This window comes from Aeromonas sp. S19(2024), from assembly GCF_041402625.1.
Lineage (GTDB): Bacteria > Pseudomonadota > Gammaproteobacteria > Enterobacterales > Aeromonadaceae > Aeromonas > Aeromonas caviae.
The window spans coordinates 86,978-99,042 of sequence record NZ_JBGLQU010000007.1 but is presented as its reverse complement, the minus strand read 5'-3'; the positions used below and the strand labels follow the sequence as shown (position 1 = coordinate 99,042).

Annotated in this window: 11 protein-coding genes; 4 read left to right on the top strand and 7 right to left on the bottom strand. The window is 64.3% G+C overall.

The genetic code is table 11. The features are described from left to right. Positions 1 to 72: 72 nt before the first annotated feature. A complete protein-coding gene (ettA, locus tag ACB037_RS15025; protein ID WP_010673216.1) occupies positions 73 to 1,740 on the bottom strand; it encodes an energy-dependent translational throttle protein EttA in 1,668 nt (555 codons plus the stop codon). 198 nt (positions 1,741 to 1,938) lie between these two features. After that, on the bottom strand, positions 1,939 to 2,784 hold the full coding sequence (locus tag ACB037_RS15020) for a transglycosylase SLT domain-containing protein (RefSeq protein WP_371175517.1): 846 nt from the start codon (positions 2,782 to 2,784) through the stop codon (positions 1,939 to 1,941). A 311-nt stretch (positions 2,785 to 3,095) separates the two neighbouring features. Between ACB037_RS15020 and ACB037_RS15015 the strand changes: the two genes are divergently transcribed. From ACB037_RS15015 to ACB037_RS15005, 3 genes are read left to right on the top strand one after another with little or no spacing between them, the layout of a single operon-like run. Then, entirely contained in the window at positions 3,096 to 3,836 is a 741-nt protein-coding gene (locus tag ACB037_RS15015) for a glycosyltransferase family 2 protein (RefSeq protein WP_045523762.1), read from the top strand. Then, a complete protein-coding gene (locus ACB037_RS15010) occupies positions 3,836 to 4,195 on the top strand; it encodes a lipid-A-disaccharide synthase N-terminal domain-containing protein (RefSeq protein WP_045523761.1) in 360 nt (119 codons plus the stop codon). The genes ACB037_RS15015 and ACB037_RS15010 overlap by 1 nt, the downstream gene beginning before the upstream one ends. Beyond that, positions 4,185 to 5,873 carry an ArnT family glycosyltransferase gene (locus tag ACB037_RS15005; protein WP_371175516.1) on the top strand — a complete coding sequence of 563 codons (1,689 nt, stop codon included), beginning with the start codon at positions 4,185 to 4,187 and terminating at the stop codon, positions 5,871 to 5,873. The genes ACB037_RS15010 and ACB037_RS15005 overlap by 11 nt, the downstream gene beginning before the upstream one ends. Positions 5,874 to 5,914: 41 nt before the next feature. Here ACB037_RS15005 and ACB037_RS15000 read toward each other — a convergent pair whose 3' ends face one another. Further along, positions 5,915 to 6,913, bottom strand: coding sequence for an NAD-dependent epimerase (locus ACB037_RS15000; RefSeq protein WP_371175515.1), 999 nt, complete (start codon positions 6,911 to 6,913; stop codon positions 5,915 to 5,917). After that, a complete protein-coding gene (locus ACB037_RS14995; RefSeq protein ID WP_371175514.1) occupies positions 6,910 to 8,259 on the bottom strand; it encodes a UDP-glucose/GDP-mannose dehydrogenase family protein in 1,350 nt (449 codons plus the stop codon). The genes ACB037_RS15000 and ACB037_RS14995 overlap by 4 nt, the downstream gene beginning before the upstream one ends. 292 nt (positions 8,260 to 8,551) lie before the next feature. On the opposite strand from ACB037_RS14995, the gene ACB037_RS14990 reads away from it, so the two are divergent. Further along, a complete protein-coding gene (locus tag ACB037_RS14990) occupies positions 8,552 to 9,160 on the top strand; it encodes a YitT family protein (RefSeq protein WP_124243950.1) in 609 nt (202 codons plus the stop codon). Positions 9,161 to 9,257: 97 nt separating this feature from the next. Here ACB037_RS14990 and ACB037_RS14985 read toward each other — a convergent pair whose 3' ends face one another. The 3 genes from ACB037_RS14985 to ACB037_RS14975 are packed head-to-tail and all read right to left on the bottom strand — an operon-like array spanning position 9,258 to position 11,938. Next, entirely contained in the window at positions 9,258 to 10,049 is a 792-nt protein-coding gene (locus ACB037_RS14985) for a heme ABC transporter ATP-binding protein (RefSeq protein ID WP_371175513.1), read from the bottom strand. Positions 10,050 to 10,064: 15 nt separating this feature from the next. Continuing rightward, a complete protein-coding gene (locus tag ACB037_RS14980; protein ID WP_371175533.1) occupies positions 10,065 to 11,096 on the bottom strand; it encodes a FecCD family ABC transporter permease in 1,032 nt (343 codons plus the stop codon). Further along, complete coding sequence (locus ACB037_RS14975) at positions 11,093 to 11,938, bottom strand: hemin ABC transporter substrate-binding protein (protein WP_041214611.1); 846 nt, start codon at positions 11,936 to 11,938, stop codon at positions 11,093 to 11,095. Before ACB037_RS14975 ends, ACB037_RS14980 begins: the two co-directional genes overlap by 4 nt. Positions 11,939 to 12,065 lie beyond the last annotated feature (127 nt).

The window sequence follows — 12,065 nt, the reverse complement described above, 5'->3', positions numbered from 1 at the left end:
AGAAGAGGCAAAAAAGGGGAGCCCCGGCTCCCCTTGTGACGTCATACCTGGCGGCGCGGCTGTTGCCTCGTCTTACTTGGCAATGCGCTTGTACTTGGCGCGGCGCGGCTGGATAGCCTCGGCACCGTAGGTCTTCTTCTTCCACTCTTCGTATTCGGTGAAGTTGCCTTCAAAGAACTCGATCTTGCCCTCGTCCTGGTAGTCCAGGATGTGGGTGGCGATGCGGTCGAGGAACCAGCGGTCGTGGGAGATGACCATGGCGCAACCCGGGAACTCCAGCAGGGCGTTCTCGAGGGCGCGCAGGGTTTCGATGTCCAGATCGTTGGTCGGTTCATCCAGCAGCAGCACGTTGCCGCCGGTCTGCAGCAGCTTGGCCAGGTGCAGACGGCCACGTTCACCACCGGAGAGCTCGCCGACCCGCTTCTGCTGGTCGGAACCCTTGAAGTTGAAGCGGCCGATGTAGGCGCGGCTCGGGAACTCGTAGTTGCCGATGCGCAGGATGTCCTGGCCGTCGGCGACTTCCTCGAACACCGTCTTCTTGTCGTTCATGCTGTCGCGGAACTGATCCACGGAGGCCAGCACCACGGTGTCACCCAGGGTGATGGAACCGGAATCCGGTTGCTCCTGACCCGACATCATGCGGAACAGGGTCGATTTACCGGCACCGTTCGGACCGATGATGCCGACGATGGCACCCTTCGGAATGGAGAAGGAGAGATCGTCGATCAGCTGGCGGTCGCCATAGGACTTGCAGAGGTTGGCCACCTCCACCACCTTGTCGCCCAGGCGCGGTCCGGGCGGAATGAACAGCTCGTTGGTCTCGTTGCGCTTCTGGTAGTCGTTGGTGTTGAGCTCTTCGAAGCGAGCCATACGAGCCTTGGATTTGGCCTGACGGCCTTTCGGGTTCTGACGAACCCACTCCAGTTCCTTCTCGATGGACTTGCGACGGGCGGCTTCGGAACTCGCTTCCTGGGCCAGACGGGCATCTTTTTGCTCCAGCCAGGAGGAGTAGTTGCCCTCCCAGGGGATGCCTTCGCCGCGGTCCAGCTCCAGGATCCAGCCCGCCACGTTGTCGAGGAAGTAGCGGTCGTGGGTGATGGCCACGACGGTGCCTTCGTAGTCGTGCAGGAAGCGCTCCAGCCAGGCCACGGATTCCGCATCCAGGTGGTTGGTCGGTTCGTCCAAGAGCAGCATGTCCGGTTTTTCCAGCAGCAGGCGGCACAGGGCCACGCGGCGGCGCTCACCCCCGGAGAGGTGCTTGATCTGGGCATCCCAGGCCGGCAGGCGCAGGGCATCGGCCGCGCGCTCCAGCTGGTTTTCCATGTTGTGGCCGCCCTGGGCGGCGATGATGGCTTCCAGCTCGCCCTGTTCGCGGGCCAGCTTGTCAAAATCCGCATCCGGGTCGGCGTAGGCTGCATAGACCTCGTCGAGGCGCGCCATGGCGCGTTTGACGTCGCCGACCGCTTCTTCGACCGCTTCGCGTACGGTCTGCTCCGGATCCAGCTTCGGCTCCTGGGGCAGGTAGCCGATCTTGATGCCGGGCTGCGGACGGGCTTCCCCTTCGATCTCGGTGTCGATGCCCGCCATGATGCGCAGCAGGGTCGATTTCCCGGCGCCGTTCAGACCCAGCACGCCTATTTTGGCCCCCGGGAAGAAGGAGAGGGAGATGTTCTTGAGAATATGACGCTTGGGTGGCACGACCTTGCCAACCCTGTTCATGGTGTAAATAAATTGAGCCATTGGCTAATTCTCTTCCTTTCAGCAGTTTAATGTCTTGGCATTAACAAACTGATGTCGTGGTGGGGCCGGGTCGACGGGCCGTCAACCCGGTTCCAAAAAACCCGTCGATTGTAAACCAATGGGAGAGGGGCGGCAAAGCCGGGCGCCGCAGGCCGGGACGGCCGACAGGCGCGAGGGAAGAGGGGCAACCGGGCAAGCTCAGCGCGGTGAGCTGCGGCGGGCCGGTTTGTCAGGATCCTGCCCCGAGTAGTAGAGCACCCGCTGCACATACTCCTGGGTTTCCTGATAGGGCGGCACACCGCCGTGGCGCAGCACGGCTTGCTCCCCGGCGTTGTAGGCGGCGCTGATCCTCACCCAGTCCGGACCGAACTGCTTCTCCAGCCACTTCAGGTAGATCATGGCACCACGGATGTTCTGCTGGGCATCGAACGGCCGGGTCACGCCGAAGCGGGCCTGGGTTTCGGGAATGAGCTGCATGACGCCCTGCGCCTGCTTGGGGGAGACGGCGGTGCTGTTCAGATTGGATTCGGCGATGGCGATGGCCAGGGCGAGCTGGGGGTCCACTTTGTGACGCTGGGCGGCCTGGCGGATCATGACGGCCAGCTTTTGCTTGGCCTGTGACTGTCTGGCCAGGTAGCGCTCCTGATCGAAGGGGGTGCTGGGGCGTACCCAGGGAGCACCACCGCCACCGCCTCCGATGCCGCAGGTACCCAGGGGGGCATTGCCGACCTGCTCGTTGTAGTAACGGGCGGCCTGCTGGTTGCCAAGGCGCATGGCCATGGCCAGGTAGGCGTTGGCGCTGCGGGCATTGCGGATCCCCTGGGGGCCGCGGGCCAGCAGGCGGCCGATGCGGTAATAGGCTTCCGGGTTGCCAAGGTTGGCGGCGGTGCAGTAGTGGGCGATGGCCTGCCTCGGATTGCCCTGTTCCATGGCGGCGCCCTGGCGCAGTGCGCTCATGGCCTTGGGGGCCTGACGAAAGGGATCTGCGTGGGAAGTGGTGGCCAGCAGTATCAGGAGTCCCCAGCCCCAGAGTCGTTTTTTCATGGAAACCTCGTCTTTGGTATCCGCAACATATAGGCCCGATCCGGGGAGGGACGCCAGCCAGCAGATGGAACATCTGGTTATGTGGGTGAGCAACAGAGATGAAAACGGTATGGAACTTTTGGTGCAGGGGAGAGGCGGTATGACACCCGGGGCAGTGACTGCTTTGACAGATTTGTTAATTGAGGTTCAATATGCTGACACAGTTGTTTTCTAACGCCTTGTATTTGCATGATGTCAGCCAGGCCACGATGCAATGTCGTCGGGTCTGCCGGGTGAATCGATAGCGCCTCGGATGAGGGCAGGATATGCATATGGTCGAATCGGTCGATATCTCTGTCGTGGTACCCGCCAAGGATGAACGGGACAATCTGGCCCCGCTCGTCGGCGAAATAGATGCCGCCCTTGGGGGCAGGTTCGAGTACGAACTTATCTATGTGGACGATGGCAGCGTGGACGGAAGTCATGTGGTGCTGCGCGATTTGCAGACGCGTTTCACCAGGCTGAAGGTGCTATGCCATGTCCATGCCGTGGGCCAGAGCATGGCGGTGCTGAGCGGGGTGCGCCACGGGCGTGGCGACTGGCTGGTGGTACTCGACGGCGATGGTCAGAACGATCCCGCCGACATTCCCGCCATGCTGGAGGAGGCGATGCGCCGCTACCAGAGCGATCCATACCAGGTGGGCCTCATCGGCCACAGGGTCAACCGCCGCGACGACTGGGTCAAGCGTCTCTCTTCAACGCTGGCCAACGGCTTTCGCGACCTGCTGCTGCGCGACGGCATTCCGGATACCGGCTGCGGGCTCAAGGTCGTGCGTCGCGACTGGTATCTGAAACTGCCTGCCTTCAATCACATGCACCGCTACATCCCCGCGCTGATCCAGGCTCAAGGGGGGCGCATGGCGCCCTGGCCGGTCAACCACAGGCCACGCCAGGCGGGCATCTCCAAATACGGGGTCTGGAACCGGCTCTGGGTCGGGCTGGTGGACGTGGTCGGGGTCTGGTGGTTGCAGCGCCGCTCCAAGGTGGTTGAAATCCGGGAGATGCTGGAGTGATGGACGCCTGGCTGTCTGCCCCCATCGACTGGCTGGACTGGACCGGGGTGCACGTCACCGGCTGGAAGCTGATCGGCTACACGGGGGCGCTGATGTTCGGCGGACGCTGGCTGGTGCAGTTTCTGGCGTCCAGGCGGGCGGGGCGACCCGTCATCCCGCGCCTGTTCTGGTACATGAGCGTGCTCGGCAGCCTGATGACGCTCAGCTACTTCACCTTCTCTCCCAAGCAGGACTCCGTCGGCGTGCTGCAAAACCTCTTCCCCACCTTCACCGCGCTCTACAGCCTCTATCTCGATATCCAGCATCGGGGCTGGCGGCGTGACAAGGGAGTGACCGGGGAGGCGCGTCATGGTGAGTGATCGCACCCTGCTCAATCAGACGTCCCTTGGCTGGTTGCTGCTGATCGCGCTGGTGGTACTGGGGGCCGGGCTGGGTCTGCGGGACCCCTGGCCGGCGGACGAGCCGCGCTTTGCCCTGATCGCCAAGGAGATGGTGGAGAGTGGCCGGTGGCTCTTCCCCATGCGCGGCGGGGAGCTCTATCCGGACAAGCCGCCGCTGTTTATGTGGGGGATCGCGATCGGCTATGTGTTGACTGGCTCCATCAAGGTGGCCTTTCTGCTGCCTTCCCTGCTGGCGGGGTTGCTGACCATCTTGCTTGTGTGGGACCTGGGGCGTCGGTTATGGAACCCAGCGGTCGGCTTTATGGCCGGGCTGTTGCTGTTGTTCACCGTCCAGTTCACCCTGCAGGCCAAGACGGCGCAGATCGATGCCCTGGCGACGGCCTTCATCACCCTCGGTCTCTATGGTTTTCTGCGCTTCCTGCTCTGCGAGGGAGGATGGCGCTGGTACTGGCTCGGCTGGTTTGCCGCGGGGCTTGGCGTCATCACCAAGGGGGTGGGAGTACTGGCCCTGCTGGTGCTGCTTCCCGCGCTCTGGACCCACAGGGCACAAATCCGCGCCGCGCCTTTGTCAGCCTGGCTGAAGGCCCTGCTCGGGCCGCTGGCCATGGCCCTGGCGATGAGCCTCTGGCTGGTCCCCATGCTGGAGGCCGTGACCCGAAGCGGGGATCCCCTCCTGCTGGCCTACAGAGACAACATATTGCTGCGCCAGACGGTGACTCGCTATACCAGCGCCTGGCACCACGTCAAACCCTTCTGGTACTACCTTACCTCGGTGATCCCACCGTTCTGGCTGCCGCTCTCCTTGCTGCTGCCCTGGCTGGTGGTGGCCTGGCGGCGCGCCATTCGGGCGCAGGACAGGCGTATCCTGCTGCTGCTGGGTTATCTGATGCTGGTGGTGCTGTTTTTCTCCTGCTCGCCAGGCAAGCGGGGCGTCTACATCACGCCCGGTACGCCCGCCCTGGCGCTCCTGACCGCACCCTTCATCGGCACCCTGCTGGTCCGGGTCTGGCCGGGGCGACTACTGGCCGGGCTCGGCTGGTTGCTGGGAGGGGTAGGGCTGGTGGGGGCTCTGGTGCTGGCATTTAGCGACAGAGTGGCCAGCCGTCTGGGGGAACTGGGGCCGGATCCCTGGCTTCCCCTGGTGGTGCTGGGGGGATCCTTGCTGCTGATCAATGCCTGGCTTCGCCGGGCGCCACTGACCGCCATTCTCTGCTCCCTGGCGGTGGGGTGGCTGATCTACTCCTGCTGGATAAGCGTGCGCCTCAACGAGGTGCGCACCCCTCAGGGAGTCATGGCATTGGCGGCGCAGAGGGTGCCCGCGGGGGATGAACTGCTGCTGGCGGGCTTCAAGGAGCAGCATCTGCTGTTTAGCCTGCAACCAGTGAAACATTACCCTTATCTGATGGGAGACGGGGAGCAGGCCCGGGAAGCTGCCGCCTGGATAGGGGCTGCCCCCGGGCGCTGGGTACTGGGGAGCGCCGACCTGATGGTGAGGTGTTTTGACCCCGCGAAGATGGAAAACCTCGGCAACCGTCACCGTACCGACTGGCTGCTGGCAGGCCCGCAAGCACTCAAACCCGCCTGTCGTGGGCTCTCCCCCACCATGGTGCCCTTCAGCTATACCCCTTCATCCTGAGCGCAGGGTCTGAGCCAGGCGACCCTGCCACCTCGCCTGGCTCAGACCCGGTAGTAGTCCCGATACCAGCGGACAAAGCCGTCAACCCCTTCCTTGAGCCCAATACGGGGGCGATAGCCCGTGGCGTCGAACAGCGAGCGGGTGTCGGCCCAGGTGGCGAGCACGTCGCCGGGCTGCATGGGTAGCATGTTGCGGATGGCCCGTTTGCCGAGGGTCGCCTCGATGGCATCCACGAAGTCCAGCAGCCTGACCGGGCTGCCGTTGCCGATGTTGAAGAGGCGATAGGGGGCCGGGCTGGCGTCCGGGGCCCCCTGCCAGTGGGCATCGCCCGCAGGGGGGATGTCTGAGATGCGCACTATCCCCTCGACGATGTCGTCGACATGGGTGAAATCCCGGCAGAGCTGGCCCTGGTTGTAGAGGTCGATGGGGTCGCCGTTCAGGATGGCGTGCACGAACTTGAACAGGGCCATGTCGGGCCGACCCCAGGGGCCGTAGACGGTGAAAAAGCGCAGCCCGGTTGTGGGCAGGCCGTAGAGATGGGAGTAGGAGTGGGCCATCAGCTCTCCCGCCTTCTTGCTCGCCGCATAGAGAGAGACGGGATGATCCGCCCCATGGGACGGCTTGAACGGCATCTGTTCGTTCAGCCCGTAGACCGAGCTGGAGGAGGCATAGATCAGGTGCTGCACCCGGGTCTGGCGACACCCCTCCAGCACGGTGAGGTGGCCGGTGAGGTTGCTGTCGGCATAGGCGAAGGGGTTGTCCAGGGAGTAGCGCACCCCGGCCTGGGCCCCCAGATGGATCACCCGGTCAAACTGCTCGCGGGCAAAGAGCGAAGCCATGGCCGCGCGGTCCGCGAGATCGGTGCGCTCGAAGCGAAAGCCGGGCAGAGGCGTGAGCAGGGCGAGGCGCGCCTCCTTGAGACTCACCGCGTAGTAGTCGTTGAGGTTGTCTATCCCCACCACCTGATGGCCGTCGCCACAGAGCCTGCGCGCCACATGAAATCCGATAAACCCGGCGGCGCCGGTGACGAGGTACTTCATCGCTCCTCCTGATGGGTCAGGCTATCGCCACGGCCGATGGCATAGTAGGTGAAACCGCGCTGGCGCAGACGGGCCGGATCATAGAGGTTGCGGCCGTCGAAGATGATGGCCTGCTTCAGGGTCTGGCGAAGCAGGTCGAAATCCGGTGCGCGGAACTGTTGCCACTCTGTGCAGACGAGCAGGGCATCAGCCCCCTGGAGGGCGGCTTCCTGGGTGTCGCACAGGATCAAGTCCGCCCGCTGGCCATAGAGGCGGGCGGCCTCGGTCATGGCCTCGGGGTCGAACGCCTGCACCTGGCCTCCTGCCGCCCAGATCGCCTCCATCAGCACCCTGCTCGGGGCTTCGCGCATGTCGTCGGTATTGGGTTTGAAGGCGAGTCCCCATAACGCGAAGGTGCGCCCCGACAGACTGGCACCAAAATGGTGGTGCAGCCGGGTCATGAGCCTGTGCTTCTGCGCCTCGTTGACCTGCTCCACCGAGCGCAGCAGGGGGGTCTCGCACCCCGCCTCCTTCGCGGTGTGGATCAGCGCCCTGACATCCTTGGGGAAGCAGGATCCGCCATAACCGCAGCCCGGGTAGATGAAGTGGTGGCCGATGCGCGGATCGGCACCAATGCCCTTGCGCACCTCCTCGATGTCGGCGCCCAGGGCTTCGGCCAGGGTGGCCATCTCGTTCATGAAGGAGATGCGGGTCGCCAGCATGGCGTTGGCGGCGTACTTGGTCAGTTCGGCGCTGCGTGCATCCATCCGCAGGATGCGGTCTCGCTTGCGGTTGAAGGGGGCGTAGAGCTCCTCCAGCAGGGAGAAGGCGTGATCGGAGTCGGTGCCGATGATGATGCGATCCGGCCGCAGGCAGTCGGCGACGGCGGCGCCCTCCTTGAGAAATTCGGGGTTGGAAACCACGTCGAGCGGAAGATCGAGACCACGGTCGGCGAGGCGCTCCGCAATGTGTCGCCGTACCCGGCTGGCGGTGCCGACAGGGACAGTGCTCTTGTTGACCACCACCTTGCCCCCTTGCATCAGGCGGCCTATGGTGTCCGCCACCGTCATTACCTGATGGAGGTCGGCGGATCCGTCCTCGTCCGGCGGCGTTCCGACTGCGATGAAGATAAGCTCGGCAAACTCCACCGCCCGTGCCGGGTCTGTGGTGAAGATCAGGCGACTGGCCTGATGATTGCGCAGCACCAGAGGGGCGAGGCCGGGCTCGAAGAGGGGAATGTGTCCCGCTTTCAGGGCCGCGACCTTGTCGGCATCCACATCCACACAGATCACCTTGTGACCCATCTCCGCCAGTACGGCGGCCTGAACCAACCCGACATAACCTATTCCGAATACGGTGACTCTCATCCGCTGTTGTTCCGCTGGCAGTGACAAGCGACTCATTCTAGAACGATTCGGGTGCGGGGGCAGCGCCCCGTTTCAGGTTTTTCAGCATCATGCCGGCGGTGAGTGTGGGACATTTTGGTGCAAGGATTGTAACGCCTGGATGACGCGCACCAATTTGGCGCATGAAGGGTGGGACTTGTGATCCATCTCACTCAAAATGGAGACTGTCGGCATAACGAAGCCCCGGTTCACGGGGCTCGCTCCGCCCGACGGGCGGCCAACACTCTCTTGCTTCGCGACTGGATACCTGGTTATGGACAACACTTCACGCTCTGCGCATCCACTGTATGAGGATGTGCTCGCCTTGCTGACCGCAGCAGGCTTCGTTTCCCTCGGCATCTTCCTGTTCCATCAGGTCGGCCTGCTCACCGGTGGCACCGCCGGCCTGGCGCTGCTGCTGCAACAGGTGACCGGCATCAGCTTCGGCCTGCTGTTCTTCGCCATGAACCTGCCTTTCTATGCCCTGGCCTGGCTCAGATTGGGGCCGCGCTTCACCCTCAATACCTTTGCCGCCGTGGCCACCGTCTCCTTCATGACGGATCACCTCAACGCCGTGCTGCAAATCGGCAAGATCGAACCCGTCTACGCGGCGCTGATCGGCGGCACCCTGATCGGCATGGGGCTGCTGATCATGTTCCGCCACAAGGCGAGCCTGGGGGGCTTCAACATCCTGGCGCTCTTCATTCAGGACAGATGGGGTGTGCGGGCAGGCAAGCTGCAAATGGGACTGGATTGCGCCATCGTCGTCGCCTCTTTCTTCGTGGTCTCCCCCTGGCTGCTGGCGCTTTCCGTGGTGGCTGCCATCATCTGTAACCTGGTGTTGACACTCAATCACAAGCCGGGGCGCTACCAGATAGCCTGATGTGCCCGTGGGGATTGCCCTGCTGGTCAGCCCAAGGCTGGATACCGCAAAAAGACAGAGCGCCTGAAGGCGCTCTGTTGCTATCTGCCCCCGGGTGTCACACCACCATGGGGACGCCGTTCTCGGGGTGGTGGATCACCTGGGCGGGGTAGTCGTAGAGGCGCGCGATGAGCGCCGGGGTCAGCACCTCGCCTGCGCTGCCGTCAGCCATCAGCCTTCCCTGCTCCAGCATCACCAGCCTATCGGCGTAGCGGGCTGCCAGATTGAGATCGTGCAACACCACCAGCACGGCGGTGTTGCGGCCGGCCAGCGCCCGGGCCATGGCGAGCAACTGGTGCTGGTATTTGAGATCCAGCGCCGAGGTGGGCTCGTCCAGCAGCAGCAGCCGCGCTTGCTGCGGTTCCTCCGGTGCCTGCCAGATCTGGGCCAGCACCCGGGCGAACTGCACCCGTTGACGCTCCCCGCCGGAGAGGCCGGGATAGAGGCGGTTCGCCAGATGGTCGACCCCGGCGTGGGTCATGGCGGCGCGGACAATCTCGTCGCGCCGGCTGGCAGGCTCGCTGTGGGGCAGCCGGCCCATGGCCACCACCTCTTCGCACAGGAAGGGGAAGCTCAAGGAGGAGCTTTGCGGCAGCACACCGACCCTGTGGGCCAGAGCGTTGTCGGCCCACCCCCTGCGGGTCTGGCCGAACAGGTGGATCTCCCCTTCATGTTCCAGCTCGCCGGTCAGGCACTTGAGCAGCGAGCTTTTGCCCGCCCCGTTGGGGCCGAGCAGGGCGGTCAGGCTGCCGGCATGCAGGTCGAGATCCAGGCTGTCCAGGATAAGTCGGTTGCCACGACTGAGGCGAAGGCCCCGGCAACTGAGCAGGGGGGAGGGGGATCCGGGCAAGGTGGCGATCTCCTGTTACAGGGTTCGGCGGCTCTTGACCAAGAGCCAGATGAAGAAGGGGGCACCCAGCAGGGCAGTGATGATGCCGACCGGCAGCTCGGCCGGTGCGAGCAGGGTACGCGCCAGCATGTCGGCCCCCAGCAGCAGGCCAGCCCCCAGCAGGGCAGACAGCGGGAGCAGGCGGACATGGTTGGGACCGGCCAGCAGCCGTACCAGATGGGGAATCACCAGACCGACAAAGCCGATCATGCCGGCCACGGCCACCGCCACGCCGACACCAGCAGCGGTGAGCAGGATGAGGCGACGCTTCAGCGTCTGCACGTTCACCCCCAGGTGCCGTGCCTCTCCCTCTCCCAGCAGCAGGGCGTTGAGGGGATTGGCATCGCGCATGAACAGCAGCAGCAAAGCGGCCAGGGTCAGCAGCGCCAGTGTCACATCGACCGGCTTGCCTGCCGCCAGGGAGCCCATCTGCCACAGGCTCAAGTTGCGCAGCATCTGATCGTCCGCGAGATAGGTGAGCAGTCCGATGACGGCACCGGAGAGCGCCGTGATGGCCACCCCGGCCAGCAGCATCACGGTGACCGAGGTGCCCCCTTCCCGGGTACCCAGCAGATAGACGAGGGTGGTGGTGAGGGCTCCGCCGAGAAAGGCGAGCAGGGGCAGCAACCCCAGGCCGAGCAGGCTCTGCAGGTGCGAACCCAACGGGGCGAGCAACACGATGGCCAGGGCCGCGCCGAGTGCCGCCCCCCCCGACACCCCTATGATGCCGGGGTCTGCCAGGGGGTTGCGAAACAGTCCCTGCATCACGGCGCCGCAGAGGCCGAGAATGCCCCCCACGGCGATGCAGAGCAGGGTTCGTGGCAGACGGATCTCCTGCACGATCAATAATTTGTGAGCCTCAATCCCGCTCTGTGGTCCGGCAAACAGGGCGCGCAGGCTCTCGCCAAGGGAGAGGGACATGGGGCCGGTCGCGAGGGACCCGACCAGCAGCAACGCCAGCGCGCAGCCGGTCAGGGCGAGCAGCCAGGGCAGAGGCAGGCGCATCAGGAACCCTGCTTGATCCACTGGGCGATCTGGTTCGCCTGTTGCAGGGAACGAAGGCTGAGCCCCCCTTGCAGGGCATGCCCGTCGATGGCGTGGATGGCCTTGTTCTTGCCTGCCGGGGTGGCTGACAGGGCGGGCACCTGGCTCAGGACGGCGTCGGGATCCTGATACTGCTGCCAGTCGCGGCCGCTCACCAGCACCAGATCAGGTTGCAGCTCGATGAGGGATTCGGTGGAGACGGGCTTGTAGTCGTGGAGCCCAGCCACAGGATTGACGCCGCCCGCCAGGGTGACGAGGGCGCTGGCGGTGGTGTTGCCACCGGCGATGCTGGTGGGCTGACCCTTGTGCAGCAGCAGGAAGGCGACCTTGAGGGGCTTGTTCTGCTTCGCCTGCGCCGCCAGGGTGTCGCTCTGGGCGGCAATTTCCTCCTTGAGCTTGCTCCCTGCCGCCTGGTCACCCAGGAGATGGGCCAGGGTATCGATGCGCTCGTTGAGGTTGGCCAGCGTAGGGGCTGTGGCCATGACCTCGACCTTGACGTTGGCACGGCGCAACTGATCAAGCGTGCTGTTCGGGCCCATCTCGTCGCTGCCGACCACCAGGGTCGGAGAGAGGCTCAAGATCCCTTCGGCGGCGAGGGCGCGGTGATAGCCGACCTTGGGCACGCCTCTGGGCTCCGGACTGCTGACATCGGTGGCGACCAGGCTCTGCTCGCCCCCCAGCGCCAGGATGAGTTCCGTGGTGGCCGGGCCTATGCTGACGATACGCTCCACCGCCATGACGGATGGGGAAGAGAGGGAAAGGGCACAGCCGAGCAGGCTGAATGCGAGGGCAAAACGACGGCCCATGCGAACCTCCGAAGGGTGAATGAAATAGGGTTGCCGCCGAGAATATCAAGTCGCCCACCAAAATGCACTGAGAATGAAAGCGATTATCAATTGCGTTACTTGGGGCGCTTTATTACAGTATCCGCCG

Bases quoted from the DNA above. Each gene is read 5' to 3' on its own strand.
- ACB037_RS14975 (WP_041214611.1), bottom strand. From the start codon at position 11,938: ATGGGCCGTCGTTTTGCCCTCGCATTCAGCCTGCTCGGCTGTGCCCTT.
- ACB037_RS15010 (WP_045523761.1), top strand. From the start codon at position 3,836: ATGGACGCCTGGCTGTCTGCCCCCATCGACTGGCTGGACTGGACCGGG.
- ACB037_RS15015 (WP_045523762.1), top strand. From the start codon at position 3,096: ATGGTCGAATCGGTCGATATCTCTGTCGTGGTACCCGCCAAGGATGAA.
- ACB037_RS15000 (WP_371175515.1), bottom strand. From the start codon at position 6,913: ATGAAGTACCTCGTCACCGGCGCCGCCGGGTTTATCGGATTTCATGTG.
- ACB037_RS15020 (WP_371175517.1), bottom strand. From the start codon at position 2,784: ATGAAAAAACGACTCTGGGGCTGGGGACTCCTGATACTGCTGGCCACC.
- ACB037_RS15005 (WP_371175516.1), top strand. From the start codon at position 4,185: ATGGTGAGTGATCGCACCCTGCTCAATCAGACGTCCCTTGGCTGGTTG.
- ettA (WP_010673216.1), bottom strand. From the start codon at position 1,740: ATGGCTCAATTTATTTACACCATGAACAGGGTTGGCAAGGTCGTGCCA.
- ACB037_RS14990 (WP_124243950.1), top strand. From the start codon at position 8,552: ATGGACAACACTTCACGCTCTGCGCATCCACTGTATGAGGATGTGCTC.
- ACB037_RS14995 (WP_371175514.1), bottom strand. From the start codon at position 8,259: ATGAGAGTCACCGTATTCGGAATAGGTTATGTCGGGTTGGTTCAGGCC.